The following is a 17,705-nucleotide window of genomic DNA, read 5'->3' as shown; positions in this document are numbered from 1 at the left end:
GATTCCGTGCGCGAAATGATGCGTCGCGACAAATTTTCGCACGGGCCTGATCCGAACGGACGCCCGGACGCATGAAGATAATTTCATGTTGCCGCGAGGGCGGCGATCACGCCGTGGCGGTCGTGACTTCCGGCACGGTGCGCGACAGGCAGGTGCCAGGTTTCTCGCCCGGCGCCAGCGCATAGCAATACAAGGTGAGACGCGCGCCGGCGCTGGCCTCGCCGATGTCCAGCGCATAGCCGTGCAGTCGCACGATGGCGCTGACGATGCTCAGGCCCAGGCCGGAGCCCGTCGTGCTGCGCGTATTGTCTCCGCGGTAGAAGCGACGGGTGACCGCGTCGCGCTCGTCGGCGGGGATACCCGGGCCGCTGTCGATGATGTCCACGCGCGGACCACGCTTGTCCATGCTGGCGCGAAGACTCACCGTACCGCCGGGCGGGGTGAACTTGATGGCGTTGCCGACCAGGTTGGCCAGCGCCTCGAACAACAGATGGGCATCCGCGCGGATCGGCGACAGCGGCTGCACCTCCAGCTCGAACGGCTGGCCCCTATCCTCAGCCACCGGCGCATAGAACTCGTGCACCTGGCGCAGCACCTGGCCGACGTCCACTTCGTCGAAGCAGGCGGCGCGATTGCGGTCCTCCAGCTCCGACACGCGCAGCAGCGCGCGGAAGCGCGTCAGCACGGCGTCGATGTCCACCATGCACGATTCCACCAGCGCCGCCTCGGGTGCACCCTCTAGCTGCTGCTGGGTGCGATACAGGCGGGCGCGCAACCGCGTCAGCGGCGTGCGCAGGTCGTGCGCAATGTTGTCGCATACACCCTTCACCTCGCTCATCAGGCGCTCGATCTCGCCCAGCATGGTGTTGACGATTGCCGCCAGTTGGTCCAGTTCGTCGCCCCGGCGGCTTACCGGCAGGCGCTTGGAGAGATCGCCCTGGCGGATCGGGTCGGTCGCCTCCTGCAGCTCGCGGATGCGCTTGGCCGGCCCGCGCCGCAGCAGGAAACCACCCAGCAGGCCCGGGATGACGGTGAGCGAGACACCCCACAGCAGCGCGCGCCGGATGATCGCGCCGATGCCGTCGATGGTGCTGGTGTCCTTTGCGATCACCAGGATGTCGCCATTGGGCAGCATGCTGGCCAGGCCACGGGCACGCACGCGCTCGGCATCGCGATCGGGCCGCGGCAGGCCATGCTTGAGCAGGTGCACCTGGCCGTCGCGGGGCAGCGAAACCGGCAGGTGGTCGATGTTGCCCGCCACCGGCCGGTGATCACGGTCGAACAGGCCCACCGACATGATGCCGTGCGGGTCGATGGCGCTGGCCGCGTCCACCGTCGTCGGCAGGCGCTCGGGATCGGTCGATGCAATGTAGTGCATGCGCTGCATCAGCATCTGGTCGATCACGCTGTTGAGGTAGCGCGTGGTTTCCCACTGGATCACGCAGACCAGCACGAAGCCCCACAGCGCGAACAGCACGCCGTAGATGAGGATCAGCCGCGAGGTGGCCGAATGCCACGCGTTGGGACGTGCGTTCATGACACCACCGATGCCGCTTCGTTGGCCGCGGCGATCATGTAGCCGGTACCGCGGACGGTGTGGATCAGCGCCGATTGCCCGGTGCCGTCGATCTTGCGCCGCAGCCGGCCGATGTGCACATCGATCACGTTGGTACCGGGGTCGAAGTGAAAGCCCCATACCGTTTCGAAAATCATGCTGCGGGTGAGCACCTGTCCCGAATTGCGCATCAGGAATTCGAGCAGGCGGTATTCGGTGGGCAGCAGCGTCAGCGGCTGGCCGCCTCGATAGGCGACATGGCTGACCAGGTCCAGCTCCAGGTCCGCCACGCGCAGGCGCTGCGCCACGGTCGGCTGGCGTCGGCGCAGCAGCACTTCCACGCGCGCAGCCATCTCGTCCGGCGCGAACGGCTTGGTCAGATAGTCGTCGCCGCCGGCACGCAGGCCGCGCACGCGTTCGTCGACGTCGCTGAGCGCGCTGATCATCAGCACCGGCGTGTCGACCTGGGCGCGGCGCAAGGCCGCCACCACGTCGATGCCGTCCATGCCGGGCAGCATGCGGTCCAGTGTCACCAGGTCGTAATCGCCCTGGCTGGCGCGTTCCAGCCCCGCGCGACCATCGGCCACCCACTCGGTGCTCATGCCGTGTACGCCAAGCTCCGCGACGATTTCTCGCGCGGTGGTTTCGTCGTCTTCGATGACCAGCACTCGGGGCATGGCGGATTGAGAGCGGGGGTTCCAGTCCAGGGGTGCGGAGCCTGCCATGTCCCCGCAAAGCCAAACGGCCCCGGAAGGGGCCGTTGGCATGTTACGCCGATCGGAAAGCTTACGCCGCGAACAGGCTGCGCATCTTCTTCATGGCATTGGCCTCGACCTGGCGGATGCGCTCGGCGGAGACGCCGTACTCATCGGCCAGATCCTGCAGCGTGGCCTTGTCTTCGTTGAGCCAGCGGCGCTGGATGATGTCGCGCGAACGCTCGTCCAGCTTCTCCAGCGCGTTGGACAAGGTATCCAGTTGGTTGTCGGCCTGGTCGGCGTCGGCCACATTCTCGTACGGGTCCGCGCCGTCGTCGATCAGGAACGCTTCCGGAGCCGGCTTGGCGTCTTCCTCGGCGTCGGCCGGAGCCTCGAAACCGATGTCACGGCCCGACAGGCGCGATTCCATCTCGCGCACGGTCGCTTCCGGCACGCCCAGGTCCTTGGCCACAGTGCGCACTTCCTCGGCGTTCATCCAGCCCAGGCGCTTCTTGCTCTTGCGCAGGTTGAAGAACAGCTTGCGCTGCGCTTTGGTGGTGGCGACCTTCACGATGCGCCAGTTGCGCAGGATGAACTCGTGCATTTCGGCACGAATCCAGTGCACCGCGAAGCTGACCAGTCGCACGCCCTGGTCGGGGTCGAAGCGCTTGACGGCCTTCATCAGGCCAATGTTGCCTTCCTGGATCAGGTCGGACAGCTGCAGGCCGTAGCCGCTGTAGCCACGGGCCACGTGCACCACGAAACGCAGGTGCGACATCACCAGCTGGCGGGCCGAGTCCAGATCGTTCTGTTCGTTGTAGCGGCGCGACAGCGCCTGCTCCTCATCCTGGCTGAGCACCGGAATCCGATGGACCGCCGCGATATAGGCATCCAGACTGCCGACGACACTCGGCACCGGCAGGTTGGCGGTCACCAAAGCTTGAGACATGTTGGACCTCCTGAATGGGGGATCAGCTTAGCACTCGTATGGTGAGAGTGCTAAAGGCCCCGGCGAGTTCCGGCGCCTTTGATGAACTGAATAGTACAGGAATTTAGGACACCCGTCCAGTGGGGCATCCCAGGGGAGGCTCCACTATGCCTGCCGGGCGGTTCAGGAGGAGTGAAAGGCCCGTTCAGCCTAATTCGGCGCGCTTTGGCAGGGACCAGTCGATGGGGGCCACCCCGCGGCTTTCCAGATACCGGTTCGCCGCCGAAAAGTGGCCACAGCCCAGGAATCCCCGGTGCGCCGACAAGGGAGATGGGTGCACCGAACGCAGAATGCAATGCCGGCGCCCGTCGATCAGCTGGCCCTTCTTCTGGGCGTAGGAGCCCCAGAGCATGAACACCAGCCCTTCCCGCTCCCGGTTCAGGGCGTCGATGGCGGCATCGGTGAAGCCCTCCCAGCCCTTGCCCTGGTGGGAGGCGGCCATCCCCTGCTGCACGGTCAGCGAGGCGTTGAGCAGCAGCACGCCGCGATCGGCCCAGGGCGTCAGGCAGCCGTGGTCCGGCGGGGCGATGCCCAGGTCCCGCAGGATCTCCTTGAAGATGTTCTGCAGCGACGGCGGCGCCGGCACGCCGGGACGCACGGAGAAGCACAGGCCATGCGCCTGGTTGGGCCCGTGGTAGGGGTCCTGGCCCAGGATGACCACCCGCACGGCATCGAACGGGGTGTGGTCGAAGGCGGCGAAGATCTCCGGGCCGGGCGGATAGATCACCTTGCCGGCGTGCTTCTCGGCGCGCAGGAAATCACCCAGCGCCTGCATGTCCGGTCGCTGCAGGTAGTCGCCAATGCGGGCTTTCCAGGACGGCTCCAGCCGGACGCGATCCTCGGTCATGCCGCTTCGTCGTGTTCGCGCAGGTGCTGCGAAACGCGCAGCTGGAACAGCAGCTTGGTGATCAAAAGCTTCTCCTCGATGGGCTTCTCGACCAGGTCGTTCGCCCCGGCGCGCAGCAGCGCGGCCTGGTTGACGGGGTTTTCGTCGCCGGTCATCACCAGCACCGGCAGGCGGCCCTTGCCGTAGCCGTAGTCGCGGCGCACCCGTTCAAGCAGGTCGCCGCCGGTGAGCTCGCCCTTGAGGCTGACATCAGTGAGCACGATGTCGGCCCCCACCCTGCCCTGCGCCTTGGCCGTCTCCAGCAGGGCCAGCGCATCCTCGGCGCTGATCACGTGGTGCACGGTCAGGCCGTGCTTTTCCAGGATGCGGCGGGTGGCCAGCGCAACCACGCGACTGTCCTCCACGTACAACACCTCGCCCTCGGCCGAGTCGGCCGGGCGCACATAGCCACGGATGAAATCCGCCAGCGCCTGGAAGCCCAGCGATTTGTCGAAATAATCGGTGACGTGCTCGCCCAGGGTGCGGTTGTGCAGGCGGTCATCCACGTCACCGGAGACCACCACGATGGGCACATAGGCCTGGGCCGCCGATTCGCGCACATGGCGCGCCAGCTCCAGCCCGTCCATGTCGGGCAGGCGCAGCGCAATGGTGATGAAATCGAAGGCGCCGCCTTCGAGCATCTCGCGCGCCTCGGCACCGGTGCCGGCGCCGACCACCTCCGATTCGGGCAGCTCGGCCTTCAGCACCCGCGCGATCAGCTGGCGCACCACCTTGGAGCCATCCACCACCAGCACCCTTGGCGCGCTCCCCATCACTCGACTGCTGAAACTTCCGCTCATCCCCTGTCTTCCACGTATTGGCCGGCGTTCCGTGTCGGCGCTGTATCGGCGCATCCTCCTCGCGCCTTGATGCCCGGTGCCGAAGCCCGGCGCCAGCCACGCAACCCTCGCATTACGCCCCCGGCACGGCCGTGAGCCCGCGCACGGTTCAGGCGGCCTTGCGCAACTGCCATGCACTGACCAGGCGCGCGCCCAGCCAACCCAGGACTGCCGCGGCCACCGGCACCGCGGCCAGCAGCCACACCGGCAGTACGTCGACCTGCAGCTTGCCAGCGTACACCTGGCCAAGCCTTTGCACCGGCTCGGCCAGCGCCAGCTCCACCAGCACGGCGAAACCGGCCGCCAGCACGCCGGCGAACAGGCCGTACCAGATGCCGGCATAGAGATAGGGGCGGCGGACGAAGGCGCGGCTTGCGCCCACCAGCATCAGCACGCCGATTTCCTCGCTGCGGCTGGCAATGTCCACGCGCACCGTGTTGCCCACCACCAGCAGCACGGCCACCGCCAGCAAGGCCGCAAGAATCAGCACGACGCGCTGGCCCACGCCGAGCAGGGCTTCCAGCCGCTGGCGCCAGGTGCCACCGTCCTGCACCTGGTCCACGCCCTGCATGTCGCGCATTTCGCCGACCAGGTGATCGACGCTGTCGGCGCTGGCATCCGGCCTGGGCAGCACTTCCAGCACGAAGGGCAGCGGATTCGCGTCCAGCGCGTGCAGCGCACCGGAGAAACCCTGCATCTTGGCCAGCTCGTCCATGCCCTGGTCCGGCGACTTGACCGTGACCGCGGCCACTTCGCCGCGCTCGCGCAACTTCTTGGCCAGCATGTCGGCCGAGGCCACGCCCTGGCCCGGCTGCAGGAACACGCTGATGGTCTGGTTCTGGCCGAGCGCGTCGCCCATCTTCTGCAGGTTGCCCAGCAGCAGGTAGAAGGTGAGCGGCAGGGCCAGCGCAATGGCCATCACGGCGACCGTGAGCAGGGTGCCCACCGGTCGCGACATCAGGCGGCGCAGGCTGGCTGCCGCACTCCAGCCATGGTGTTCGCGCCAGCTCGCCACCGGACGGGCGCGCGAACGGCCACCACGCGCATGGGTCTCGGCCAGCAGCGGGCTCTCGTTGAGCGGAATGTCCGGTTGCGTGCTCACAGCACCTCCTGCGCGGCCACATCGGCCACCAAGCGGCCATGGTCGAGAACGATCACCCGCTTCCTCATGCGCTTGATCAGGGGCAGGTCGTGGCTGGCCACCAGCACGGTGGTGCCCACCTGCTGGAATTCGGCGAACAGGCCCATGATCTCCACCGCGAGGGTGGGGTCGAGGTTGCCGGTGGGCTCGTCGGCAATCAGCAGCATGGGCTTGGCCACGATGGCGCGGGCAATGCCCACGCGCTGCTGCTCGCCCGCGGAAAGGGTTTCAGGCAGCTGGCGCTCATAGGCCAGCAGGCCGACCTTTTCCAGCGCGGCACGCACGCGCTTGCTGCGCTCGTTCGGCGCCATGCCGCCAATCATCAGCGGCAGCTCGACGTTGGCGAACACGGTGCGGTCCATCAGCAGGCGGTGATCCTGGAACACCATGCCCACGCGGCGGCGCAACTTGGGAATGCCGCTGCGGCCGACCTTGGCCAGGTTCTGGCCATCGAGCGTGATCATGCCGTGCGAAGGCCGCTCGATCAGGCCGAGCAGCTTGAGGAGAGTGCTCTTGCCGGCGCCGGAGTGGCCGGTGACAAAGGCCATCTCGCCTGCCGCCACCTCAAAGGAAAGCTGCGACAGGGCCTCATGGCCACCTTCATAGCGCTTGCTGACTTGGTCGAAGCGGATCACCGCGCGTCCCCGATCCTGGATGCCGCAAGGATAAGGGATGCTCGCGCGAAGGTCAGGGCCTTTGTGCGGGTTTGCTGCCGCGGGTTCAGGCCGTGGCGACAACCAACGCCACGGCCTGCCTGTTCGTCATTCCGGCGAAAGCCGGAATCCAGTGCCCCGGGACGCGCCACGAAGGCGCTGGACCCCAGCCTTCGCTGGGATGACGGGACATCAGCGGCCGGTGAAGAACTTGCTCAGGCGACGGAAGAAGCCGACCTTCTGCGGCGGCACATGCTCGGCCGACTTGGCCGAGGTGATGGTCACCTGGCGCGACGGACGTGCATGGCCATTGCCACCCTCGGCAGCACCACGCTCACGCGGCGGGCGACGCTCGCCACGCGGCGCGCGTGCGGCGGCTTCGTTGCCGGCATGCGCGGCGACGTCCATCGCCGGAGCCTCGCCGTCGCGACGACGGTTGCGGCCACCACGACGGCGACGACGCTTGCGCGCCACGCCATCGGCGGACTCGTCCGCCGGCGCAGTGGCGGGCGCGGCAGCGCTCTCGACCGGCGAGGCAACGGCCTCGCCGTGCTCCGCACGCGGCTTGCGCGGCTCGCGTGGCTTGTCGCTGCGGGGGCGATCGCCATCGCGACCACCACGGCTGCGCTCACGCGGCTTGCGCGAGCCGCCGTCCTTCTCGCGGGACTCCACCTTGTCGCCGAAGGCGGCGCTGTCGGCGGCGGAGTCGGCCATGAACTGGGCGTCCTGTTCGCGCGGCTTGGGCATCACCAGCATGTCCGGCTCGATATTGGCCACCGGGATGCGCTGGCCGATATAGGTCTCGATGTCCGGCAGGCTCATCGCATACAGGTCGCAGGCGAAGCTGATGGCGTCGCCCTCGGCGCCCAGGCGCGCGGTGCGGCCGATGCGATGCACGTAGTCCTCGGCATCCTGCGGCAGGTCGTAGTTGAACACGTGGCTGACCGCCGGGATGTGCAGGCCGCGCGCGGCCACGTCGGTGCACACCAGGATGTCGAGCTGGCCTTCCTGGAAGCGCTGCAGCAGCTTCTGGCGCTTGAGCTGCGGCACGTCGCCGGACAGCGCACCCACGCGGTAGCCCTGGCGCTTGAGGCGATCGGTGATCTTCTCGGCGGCGGCCTTGGTGTTGACGAAGATGATGCTGCGGGTCGGGCTGGTGCGCTCAATCAGGTTGAGCAGCAGCGGCATCTTCTCTTCCTTGGCGGGGAAGTAGACCACCTGGCGCACGCGGTCGGCGGTGACGTTCTCGGTCTCCACCTCGAGCTTTTCGGCGTTGTGCATGTGCTCGTAGGCCAGCTCCAGTACGCGATGGCTCAGCGTGGCCGAGAACAGCAGCACCTGGCGCTGCTCGCGCGCCGGCAGGCGGCGGAAGATGAAGCGCACGTCCTTGATGAAGCCGAGGTCGAACATGCGGTCCGCCTCGTCGATCACCATCACTTCCACGCCCTCGAAGCCGAACACGTGCTGCTTGTAGTAGTCGAGCAGGCGGCCGGGGGTGGCGATGATGATGTCGCAGCCGTCCTTGAGCTGCTGGCGCTGCTTGTCGTAGTCCACGCCGCCGTAGATCAGCGCGGTGCGCAGGCCGGTGTAGCGGCCGATGGACTTGGCGTCCTTCTCGATCTGGATGGCCAGCTCGCGGGTCGGCGCGATCACCAGGGCACGCGGATCGCTGTCCTTGCGCTCGGCCACGGCCGGCGTGGTGAGCAGGCGATTCATCATCGCCACCAGGAAGGCGCAGGTCTTGCCGGTGCCGGTCTGGGCCTGGCCTGCCACGTCACGCCCGGTGAGCGCGACTGGCAGGGTCAGCGCCTGGATCGGCGTGCAGCGCGTGAAGCCGGCCTCGTCGAGGCCCTTCTGGAGCAGCGGATGGAGATCGAAGTTGGTGAAAAAGGTATCGGTGAGTACGGTTTGAGACATTCGCTTATATGGGAACACTGGGCAGGCGGCGCCGCGAGGCGACCGCCTGGCTCCTTGCCGGTGAGACGCTACAAGGAACGGGTGGATGATCGGCGCGACCCGAACATGGCGCGGCAGGCGAAATCCCGAGGAATCTCACGTGCCGGCGACACGCTGCATTGGCTGGCGCCGGAGGGAGCGGTGGTCCGCGACAGCTCCGCTGGCATAGGTCAAAGGACTACGGGCGATAACACCCTGTTCCTCAAGGAAAACCCTTTCACCTATGTCAACGGAACCGTCCGGGGACACCCTTGAATCGCTTGAATCGTGCCCCGAGTTACGCTGGAATGGAGGCCTGCCGCAACGGCATCAAGACTTCCTTCCGGTACGACCCCGCGCTTCATGGGCACCCCAGTGTAGCCGATGCTGGGCGCGCGGTCGTGAAAGCCCTATCCCGCCTACCTTCGGAGACCCCGGTGAGCGACCTGATTACCCATGTGAGCGACGACGCCTTCGAGCAGGAAGTGCTGAAGTCCGATACCCCCGTCCTGCTGGACTTCTGGGCGGAGTGGTGCGGCCCCTGCAAGGCCATCGCCCCGATCCTCGACGAGCTTGCCCAGCAGTACCAGGGCAAGCTGCGCATCGCCAAGATCAATATCGACCACAACCAGAAGACGCCCCGCGACTACGGCGTGCGTGGCATTCCCACCCTGATGGTTTTCAAGAACGGCAAGGTCGAGGCCACCCAGATCGGCGCGGTCAACAAAGGCAAGCTGGCCGAGATGATCGACAAGGCCATCTGAAGTTTTCTGAATTTTGCGGCACGCGGCGCTTTACGGCGCCGCGGAGCCGGTGCTAGATTCCAATGCGTCCGTCGGGACTGTCCTGTCCCCCGCGCCGTCCGCGCAACGCAACCCTTCCCTCCTGTCATCAACGGCGCCCCGCAGAGGTTTGCCCGTGTCTGATATCGAAAGCAAAGAAACCAACGACGCCAAGAGCGCCGACGCCAAGCCTGTGGCTGAACCCCGCCCGCGCGCACCCCGCAAGTCCGCCGCCGCTGCGGCCGCCGCCGCGGCCAAGGCCGAAAAGCAGGCGCAGCTGGACATGCCGCCTCCGCCGCCGGTGGAGCGCGCCGCCCCTCCCGCCGACCCTCCCGCTTCCGTCGCAGAATCCGCTCCGCAGGCCGAAGGCGGCCAACGTCCGCAGCAGGAAGCCCGCGAAGGCGGCCAGCAGCAAGGTGGCGGCAATGGCAATCAGCAGCAGTTCAACCGCAATGACCGTGATGGTCGCGGTCGCCGCCGTCGCCACGAGCGCAACCAGCAGCGTGGCCAGGGTGGCGGCAACCAGCAGCATCCGCGCAATCCCAACGGCCTGCCGGTGGACGACGACTACGCCGATGCCGGCAGCAACGACCGCCTGATCAACCTCACCGAGCTCAAGCGCAAGAACGCGATCCAGCTGCTGGAGTTCGCCGAGTCGCTGGGCATCCAGGAAGGCGTCGCCCGCGCCCGCAAGCAGGACGTGATCTTCTCCATCCTCAAGGCCCACGCCCGCTCCGGCGGTGGCATCTGGGCCGAGGGCGTGCTGGAAATCCTGCAGGACGGCTTCGGCTTCCTGCGCTCGGCGGACGAGTCCTACCTGGCCGGCCCGGACGACATCTACGTCTCGCCCAGCCAGATCCGCCGCTTCAACCTGCGTACCGGCGACTACATCACCGGACGCGTGCGCCATCCGAAGGAAGGCGAGCGTTACTTCGCGATGCTCAAGGTCGACGACATCAACGGCGATCCGCCGGAGGCGTCGAAGAACAAGATGCTGTTCGAGAACCTGACGCCGCTGTTCCCGCGCAAGGCGTTCAAGCTCGAGCGTGGCAATGGTTCGACCGAGGACATCACCGGCCGCATCCTGGACCTGGTGGCGCCGATCGGCCGCGGCCAGCGTGGCCTCATCGTGTCCCAGCCGAAGTCCGGCAAGACGATGATGCTGCAGAACATCGCGCAGGCCATCCAGTACAACCACCCCGACGTCCATCTGATCATGCTGCTGATCGATGAGCGTCCGGAAGAAGTGACGGAAATCGCCCGCACCGTGCGTGCGGAAGTGATCTCCTCGACCTTCGACGAGCCGGCCGTGCGCCACGTGCAGGTGGCCGAAATGGTCATCGAGCGCGCCAAGCGCCTGGTCGAGCACAAGAAGGACGTGGTGATCCTGCTCGACTCCATCACCCGCCTGGCCCGTGCCTACAACACCGTGGTGCCCAGCTCCGGCAAGGTGCTCACCGGTGGTGTGGATGCCAACGCGCTGCAGCGCCCGAAGCGCTTCTTCGGCGCCGCGCGCAACGTGGAGGAAGGCGGCAGCCTGACCATCATCGCCACCGCGCTGACCGACACCGGCAGCAAGATGGACGAGGTGATCTACGAAGAGTTCAAGGGCACCGGCAACATGGAAGTGCACCTGAGCCGCCGCATCTCCGAGAAGCGCGTCTACCCGGCCATCGACATCAACCGCTCCGGCACCCGCCGCGAGGACCTGCTGATCGAGCCGGACCTGCTCTCCAAGATCTGGATCCTGCGCAAGCTGCTGCATCCGATGGACGAGCTGGCCGCGATGGAGTTCATGCTCGACAAGATGAAGAACACAAAGTCCAACGACGAGTTCTTCAATTCGATGAAGCGCTGATCCCAGCCGCTTGCGTCACACGCGAAGGCCGCCCAGGGCGGCCTTCGCCGTTTCAGCCGGCCCGCCAGCGGCGAACATCGCCCGACTAGGCTGTTTGGCCTATAGTCCGCCACCGCCGAACAGGCACCATCCGCGCTACCGCCCGTTACGTCCAAGCCGATACGTTGCGTGAGCACATGCTTCGGCGTGCCCCACCACGGTCCGGCCTGGCCAGCCCACCGGAGCGGACAGCATGCGCCCTGCATTTCCCCATTTCCGCATCGCCTTGCATCCCGGGCGCCCGCTGCCAATGCCGGTCGACAACTGCGCGATCACTCCGGGTTCCGGATGTTGCAAGCCGGCTATCGCCGGTGGTTGCGCCGCGCGTGTCGTTGTTCACCCCATACAGGCGGGGCTTTCGCCCCCATGGAGAGCACCATGAAGCACACTTTGCTTTGGCTGGCATGGGCTGCAGCCATCACATGGACCACCGGCACCCGCGCGGCGGATGCGCCCCCAACCCTCGTAATGAGGGACTTCACGGACATCGTGTCGCCACCTGACCAGAACGCTTATGAAGCGGGCATCAAGTCCTACAACCAGTGCCTGGCACAACATGGGTTCAAGTACACCTGGACGGCGTGGGTGCACGAAACCGGGGACACCTACGCATACTCCTACACCACCGACCCGCTTCCATGGTCGGAGTACGACGCCATGCAAGCCGCCGCCAAGGCCTGCGACAGTACCTCGCGCTCCAGCATCAATCCGCGTCTCAAGAGCGAGACCAGCGCCTTCATGGAAGTCCATCCGGAGCTGAGCCACCTGCCGAAGAGCCCGGGCAGCAATCAGCCCCTGATCGACATGACACATTTCATCGAGGTGATCTATTTCAAGCTCAAGCCCGGCCACCAGGCGCACGAAACCTTCGTCAGCGTGGCGAAGAAGATCGCGGACGCAGCCGAGAAGTCAAAATGGCCCAACTACTACGCCATCAACGAAATACGTGATGGTGGCAGCGACGCCCCGGACTTCATCGTCGTGATTCCGTCCGCCTCATGGGCCGAGCTGGGCAAGGAGCCGGCTACGCCGCTGTGGACCATGATGGAGAGCGTATACGGCAAGGCCGATGCGGCGGCCACGCGCAAGTCGTTCAACGATGCCTTGCAGGACGAGAGTGCGCACATCGACAGCTACAGCGCCGAACTAAGCTACAAAGCCACAGGAAAGTGATACCTGCGGACATGCAAAGGCCGCCCATGGGCGGCCTTTGCAATTCGACCGATGCTGCCGGCTTGCGGCTCAGGTGCTGCCGGCAAAGTCGGTGACCAGCGACACGCGGCGATTGGGTTGCCCCTGTTCGCCCGTCGCCCCCTTCACCACCTGGCGATTCGCCACCTTGCCATAGCCCACGGCGCGCACCTGACCGGCATTCAAGCCGCCCGATTGCACGAGGTAGTCACGCACCGCCTGTGCGCGCCTGAGCGCAAGGCGTTGGTTGAGTGCTGCCGAACCGGATGGATCGGCGAAGCCCTCGGCCGTGATGACCGCATTGGCGTGGTGCTCACGCATCACCTTGGCGAAGTCGTCGAGGCGTTGCTTGTCCTCGTCGCGCAAGGTGGATTGGTTGGTGTCGAAATGGGCAATCGTGTCGACGCTGATGCGCCCCTGCATCGCGGTTATCTGCGTATCGTACTGCGCGAACTTCTGGTGCATCTCCTGCGTGATCGCGTCGATCTCCTGCTGTTGCTTCTGATCGTTCGCACGCAGCTCCGCGATGGCGGCATTGAAATCGCTCTGTTTGACGTATCCGGTACAGCCACAAAGCGCGACGACGAACATGCCGATACATCCCCGAGCGATTCGAGAGCTTGCAATTGCCATGGTCTGTCTCCTCTCGTTGGCGGCGCGCACACGCCAACCGCCCCTGCACGGAACGGGTACGCCATCGGGAGTATCCGTCCAAAGCGTCAAGCAAACGCAAAGGGCTTGAGACCTCGACCCGCGCGAATCACCACGCACGGACACGACAAAAGCGCCGCCTGTGGAAAACCGGCCGCGTCACTCCTCGAACATGCGCCGAAGGGATGAAACCGAGCGTGAACACAGGCACTGTTCAGGCTTAAAGGTAGCGGCGCGGACTTTACGCTTGTGGTGAAAATGGCGCTGACTCGCCCCGAAGCCGGGGCTATATCACGGGCCCTTTTCGGTAGCTGCAGCCTTTGCGCCTGTGCCGCTTGAGATGGTGGAGTCCAACTCACCATTGAAATCGAGGCGTGCCGCCGAATACAGCGCATGCCTCAAAGCATCGGAAGACTGCGCCGGTGCCGGCGAATCGATGAGCGCTTGACCGGCGGCGTGGGCTACTGACAAATAAGGGCTGTCCTTCAATCCCGCCGCTCGAAGCACCTCGTCCGGTAGCATCCAGGCATAGATCTGCTTGCGGGGGGATGCCGTCACATCACTGCCAAGCATGATCCATGGCGTTCCATGCACGCTGGCTGCACGGCCATCGCGAAACGTGGCCTCCCGGTAGACATCCTGGAAAGGAGGCAGATGATCGCCATAGAAGACCAGAACGAATGGGCGTTGCCGTTGCCGCAAGTATGACCAAAGGCGCCCGAGCTCCTGATCTGCATTCGCAATGTGATACGCGTAACGCGAGTACTCGTCGCGAGCATCCGGCGAGAATGCGGCGGGTGCCGCAGGTGAACGATGCAGCATGCCCTCGCTACGGGGCGCGCCGAGATAGGGGCCGTGAGCCTCGATGCTGATGGCAAAAATGAAGTGCGGCCTATCCCCGTGCCCGAGCTGACCGATGATTTCATCGGTCATGGAGTGGTCGGATAGATACCAACCATCGCGATATGCCTTTTTATCGAATTCCGAAGCCGTAACGAATCGGTCAAACCCGAGCGCATGGATGGCCTGTCTTCGATTCCAGAAGGTACCGCTGTTACCGTGAACGACGACGGTCTCGTAACCATTGCCAGAGAACAATCGGGCAAGGCCGGGAATGTCCGAACCGCCAAATTGCAGATATGGAAACTGCACTCTCGCGTAAGCGGCGAGCGGTATGCCGGTCAGCACCTCGAACTCCGTGCGAATGGTTCCACCGCCGAAGGTGGGAACCAGCAGGGTTCCTCCGGCACCTGTTCGTTCCGCCTCGCGCAAATTGGGCAGCAACGCTTGCGTATCGGAAACCTGGCTAATCACGTCCGGATTGAAGAAGGACTCGCTTTGAATGACGATCACATCCGGGCGCGATGCTGATGCATGTTCACTTGTTGGCAGTTCACTTCCACCAAAACGAACAAAAAGCTCGTTGGCCGCATGCCGATCGATGGGTTCGTCAAAAGCCCGGCCAATGACATGTGCAGCCTGGACCAGGCCGGCTATGAGGCCAGCCTGATATTGCGTGACCCGGGACTGGCCTGGAACGACCTTCAGGCGCTCGACGGAATAGATCCGTTCGCTCCACGGGGAGACGAGCGAGACATATCCCGCGGCTAGCGTAGCTATCAGCATGAACGCGCGAAGATAGCGGTGGCCAGAGAATACGGGGCGATCCCAGCGAGCCAGGCCGACCAACAGTGCGACCACCGCGATGGCGCCCATCACCCCGGCAGGGTTGTTGAGATACCGGGTAAACAGCGCGATCGTACTTTCATCCAGATCTCTCAAAAGAAAGTAGTCGGCCGGCATCAACGTCACCGCGAGATAGCGGATCTTGAGGTAGTTGGCCAGGAAGAGCATCGCGAGCAGCGACAGCATAATCGCGGCTGACAGCAGCACACGCCGACTCAGCAGGATCATCGCGGCCAGCAAGATCAGTACAGGCAGACTGCTGAGCCAATAGGTCGTCGAGAACAGGTTGCTGTCCAGCGTCACCCCGAGCGAGAGGCGATCCATGACCCACGCAGCAACCGGGAGCAGTAGGAAAGCAGATGCGATCTTGAGGATCGCCTTGCCTTGTGAAGTGGTCATATCACCCCTGATTCGTCACGCTGTCGGCACGTTTGGCTTCCGGTCGCCGTTCAGCGCCCCATACGCGGTAACGCGCGTGAGTCAGATGTGCTTACGCCAGGCAGCCCCCACGTCCCTGGCCAATCTTCACAAAAGTGTCAGCCTCAAGCAAGATTCCCCACGCTGTCCGCGCACGGCGCTTCAGCCCCGCCATCGGGGGCTGATGCGCCAGCAGGCAAACACCAACCGCATGATCTCGCGTCGCTCAGGCGCGGCCAGCCACCTTGCGGAAACGCCGCTCCTGCACCATCCACATGCCGATGCCGTAGCCGGCGCCAGCCAGGGCCCAGAGGGCGACGGACTGGGCGGTGGAGATGCGCGGATGGGGGATCAGGTAGGTCATCACCATGAACATGGGGATTCCGTAGAACAGCACGCCCCTCAGCAGCACATACCGGAGCATGCCCTGTCCACGGATTTTCGCCCAATGATCGTATTCTTTGGCCTGCCTGGCTTCCCCGAGCTCGAACCGCGTCTTCATTGACGTAGAAACCCATGGAACGCATGAGCGCCCCATGGGTTGAACGACACGTGGGCTAGCGTCAGAACTCGGTCCAGGCGTCCCCGGCCGTGGTCAGCGTGGGCTCGGGCCGCGGCCGTGCTGCCGGCGTCGCAGGCGGTACCGCCGCCTTGGCGGGCATGGCGCGAGGCGCTGCGGCATGGGCGGCCACAACGTGCGGGCGCTCCGTCGCGACTTCACCCTGCAGAGTGAAGTAGGCCACTTCGTTCATCAGCACCTGCGACAGGTCCAGCGTATTGCGGCTGGCGGCGCTGGCTTCCTCGACCAGCGCGGCATTCTGCTGGGTCACTTCGTCCAGCGTCACCACCGCGTTGTTGACCTGGCCGATGCCGGCGGACTGCTCCTCCGATGCTGCCGCGATCACTTCGATGATCGTGCTGACCTCCCGCACGTCGCCGGCGATGTCGTTGAGCGCGGTGCCGGTGCGCTGCACCAGCGAGGCGCCTTCGGCGACCTTGTCGGTGGTGTCCTGGATCAGCGCCTTGATGCTCTTGGCTGCGCTGCCGCTGCGCTGGGCGAGATTGCGCACTTCGGTGGCGACCACCGCAAAGCCGCGTCCCTGTTCGCCGGCGCGTGCTGCTTCCACCGCGGCGTTGAGTGCGAGCAGGTTCGTCTGGAAAGCGATCTCGTCGATCATGCCCACGATCTCGCCGACTTCGCGGCTGGCATCGGTGATCGCCTGCATCGCGCCCACGGCCGAACCTGCAATGTCGCGACCCTCTTCGGCACGCTTGCGCATGCGCAACGCCATCTCGCGCGCCTGTCCGGCGCCTTCGGCGTTCTGCTTCACCGTGGCCGACAGCTCCTCCATCGAAGCGGCGGTTTCCTCAAGCGAGCTGGCCTGTTCCTGCGTGCGCTGCGAAAGGTCATCGTTGCCCTGCGACAGGTCGCGCGCCGCAGCGGTGACCTGCTCGGCCACGTCGCGCACCTGGGTGACGATGGTGGTGAGCTGGCGATCCATTTCGTCCAGCGAGCGCAAGGTGTCACTGAACTCGTCGTTGCCGGTAATGGCCGTGCCGTTGTTGAGCCGTCCCTGCTGGATCGCGCCGGCCAGTTCGCGTGCCTGGTTCAAGGGGCGCGTCACCGCGCGGATCAACGCGATCGCCACCACCAGCAGCACCAGCACGGCCAGCACGAGGATGGCCAGCGAGAGCTTCCAGGTGTGCGCAAAGCGCTGCGCAGCCTCGGCTGCGGAGCCTTCGGACTGCTTCTCGTTGATGGTGATCAGCTGGTCGATCGCCGCGGTCGCACGCGTCATGCCATCGGCCACCTCACCGACGTGCAGCACACGTGCCTCATCGGTCTTGCCGGCATCGAGCAATTCCGCTTCGTGCTGCACCAGCGGCCCCACCTGCACGCGCAGCGACTCGAAATCCTGCGCGACCTTGCGCTCCGCATCCGAAGAAACCATGGCCGGGTAGTAGCGCTTCCATGCCGCCATCAGCTTCACTTGGTCTGCCGTGGTCTTCTTGACCACGTCACGCTGCTTCGGATCGATCAGCGAGCGATTGAGGGCGAGCCTGTCATCCACGATGGCCGAGCGCACGTCGCTTACCGCGACGATGGCCAGCACGTTGGTGCGGTACATGTCGTCGACCAGCCGGTAGGTGGCACGCACCCCGAACAAGCCAACCAGCCCCACGACCAGGGCAATGGCCAAGGCAATGCCCATGGCCGATACGATCTTCAGACGAACGGTAAAACGCATGATGATTCCCCTACCGAGGGTGATCACCCCCCATGGGGAGGTATCGGCTCGGCAGGGGCTTCCTTTATGAGCAATATCTTGCGCTTACGTGATGCAGTGCGCTTTTTTTACAGTCGAATGACGCCGCTCGCTGTCGCACG

15 protein-coding genes are annotated in these 17,705 nt (G+C 65.2%); 3 read left to right on the top strand and 12 right to left on the bottom strand.

The window, feature by feature from the left end; genetic code table 11:
• Positions 1-106: 106 nt before the first annotated feature.
• The 8 genes from DVU99_RS13020 to DVU99_RS12985 all read right to left on the bottom strand — a co-directional run bounded on the left by DVU99_RS13020 (position 107) and on the right by DVU99_RS12985 (position 8,674).
• Positions 107-1,537 carry an ATP-binding protein gene (locus tag DVU99_RS13020; RefSeq protein ID WP_114240652.1) on the bottom strand — a complete coding sequence of 477 codons (1,431 nt, stop codon included), beginning with the start codon at positions 1,535-1,537 and terminating at the stop codon, positions 107-109.
• Positions 1,534-2,232, bottom strand: a complete 699-nt coding sequence (locus tag DVU99_RS13015; protein WP_114240651.1) for a response regulator transcription factor — start codon at positions 2,230-2,232, stop codon at positions 1,534-1,536. The genes DVU99_RS13020 and DVU99_RS13015 overlap by 4 nt, the downstream gene beginning before the upstream one ends.
• 109 nt (positions 2,233-2,341) lie before the next feature.
• Positions 2,342-3,199, bottom strand: a complete 858-nt coding sequence (gene rpoH, locus DVU99_RS13010; protein ID WP_114240650.1) for an RNA polymerase sigma factor RpoH — start codon at positions 3,197-3,199, stop codon at positions 2,342-2,344.
• A 184-nt stretch (positions 3,200-3,383) separates the two neighbouring features.
• Positions 3,384-4,085: a uracil-DNA glycosylase gene (gene ung, locus DVU99_RS13005; protein WP_114240649.1), complete on the bottom strand. Its 702-nt coding sequence runs from the start codon at positions 4,083-4,085 to the stop codon at positions 3,384-3,386.
• On the bottom strand, positions 4,082-4,924 hold the full coding sequence (locus tag DVU99_RS13000) for a response regulator (protein ID WP_114240648.1): 843 nt from the start codon (positions 4,922-4,924) through the stop codon (positions 4,082-4,084). Before DVU99_RS13000 ends, ung begins: the two co-directional genes overlap by 4 nt.
• 148 nt (positions 4,925-5,072) lie before the next feature.
• A complete protein-coding gene (gene ftsX, locus DVU99_RS12995) occupies positions 5,073-6,026 on the bottom strand; it encodes a permease-like cell division protein FtsX (RefSeq protein ID WP_232823602.1) in 954 nt (317 codons plus the stop codon).
• 35 nt (positions 6,027-6,061) lie between these two features.
• On the bottom strand, positions 6,062-6,739 hold the full coding sequence (gene ftsE, locus DVU99_RS12990; RefSeq protein WP_114240647.1) for a cell division ATP-binding protein FtsE: 678 nt from the start codon (positions 6,737-6,739) through the stop codon (positions 6,062-6,064).
• A gap of 210 nt (positions 6,740-6,949) precedes the next feature.
• On the bottom strand, positions 6,950-8,674 hold the full coding sequence (locus tag DVU99_RS12985; protein ID WP_114240646.1) for a DEAD/DEAH box helicase: 1,725 nt from the start codon (positions 8,672-8,674) through the stop codon (positions 6,950-6,952).
• A gap of 455 nt (positions 8,675-9,129) precedes the next feature.
• Between DVU99_RS12985 and trxA the strand changes: the two genes are divergently transcribed.
• From trxA to DVU99_RS12970, 3 genes are all read left to right on the top strand, one after another.
• Positions 9,130-9,456, top strand: a complete 327-nt coding sequence (gene trxA / locus DVU99_RS12980; RefSeq protein ID WP_114240645.1) for a thioredoxin TrxA — start codon at positions 9,130-9,132, stop codon at positions 9,454-9,456.
• 154 nt (positions 9,457-9,610) lie between these two features.
• The gene (rho, locus tag DVU99_RS12975; RefSeq protein ID WP_114240644.1) at positions 9,611-11,332 is read left to right on the top strand and encodes a transcription termination factor Rho; all 1,722 of its coding nucleotides are present in this window, start codon (positions 9,611-9,613) and stop codon (positions 11,330-11,332) included.
• A gap of 417 nt (positions 11,333-11,749) precedes the next feature.
• Positions 11,750-12,544 carry a hypothetical protein gene (locus DVU99_RS12970; protein ID WP_114240643.1) on the top strand — a complete coding sequence of 265 codons (795 nt, stop codon included), beginning with the start codon at positions 11,750-11,752 and terminating at the stop codon, positions 12,542-12,544.
• Between the two features lie 69 nt (positions 12,545-12,613).
• Here DVU99_RS12970 and DVU99_RS12965 read toward each other — a convergent pair whose 3' ends face one another.
• The 4 genes from DVU99_RS12965 to DVU99_RS12950 form a co-directional block, all read right to left on the bottom strand.
• The gene (locus tag DVU99_RS12965) at positions 12,614-13,225 is read right to left on the bottom strand and encodes an OmpA family protein (protein ID WP_232823600.1); all 612 of its coding nucleotides are present in this window, start codon (positions 13,223-13,225) and stop codon (positions 12,614-12,616) included.
• A gap of 279 nt (positions 13,226-13,504) precedes the next feature.
• Positions 13,505-15,298 carry an LTA synthase family protein gene (locus DVU99_RS12960; RefSeq protein WP_114240641.1) on the bottom strand — a complete coding sequence of 598 codons (1,794 nt, stop codon included), beginning with the start codon at positions 15,296-15,298 and terminating at the stop codon, positions 13,505-13,507.
• A 244-nt stretch (positions 15,299-15,542) separates the two neighbouring features.
• Entirely contained in the window at positions 15,543-15,740 is a 198-nt protein-coding gene (locus DVU99_RS12955; RefSeq protein WP_114240676.1) for a hypothetical protein, read from the bottom strand.
• Between the two features lie 139 nt (positions 15,741-15,879).
• Positions 15,880-17,565, bottom strand: a complete 1,686-nt coding sequence (locus tag DVU99_RS12950) for a methyl-accepting chemotaxis protein (RefSeq protein WP_114240640.1) — start codon at positions 17,563-17,565, stop codon at positions 15,880-15,882.
• Positions 17,566-17,705 lie beyond the last annotated feature (140 nt).

Origin of the sequence: Dyella sp. C9, assembly GCF_003332825.1 — a bacterium.
Taxonomy (GTDB): domain Bacteria; phylum Pseudomonadota; class Gammaproteobacteria; order Xanthomonadales; family Rhodanobacteraceae; genus Dyella.
This window is presented reverse-complemented; position numbering and strand designations above follow the sequence as displayed.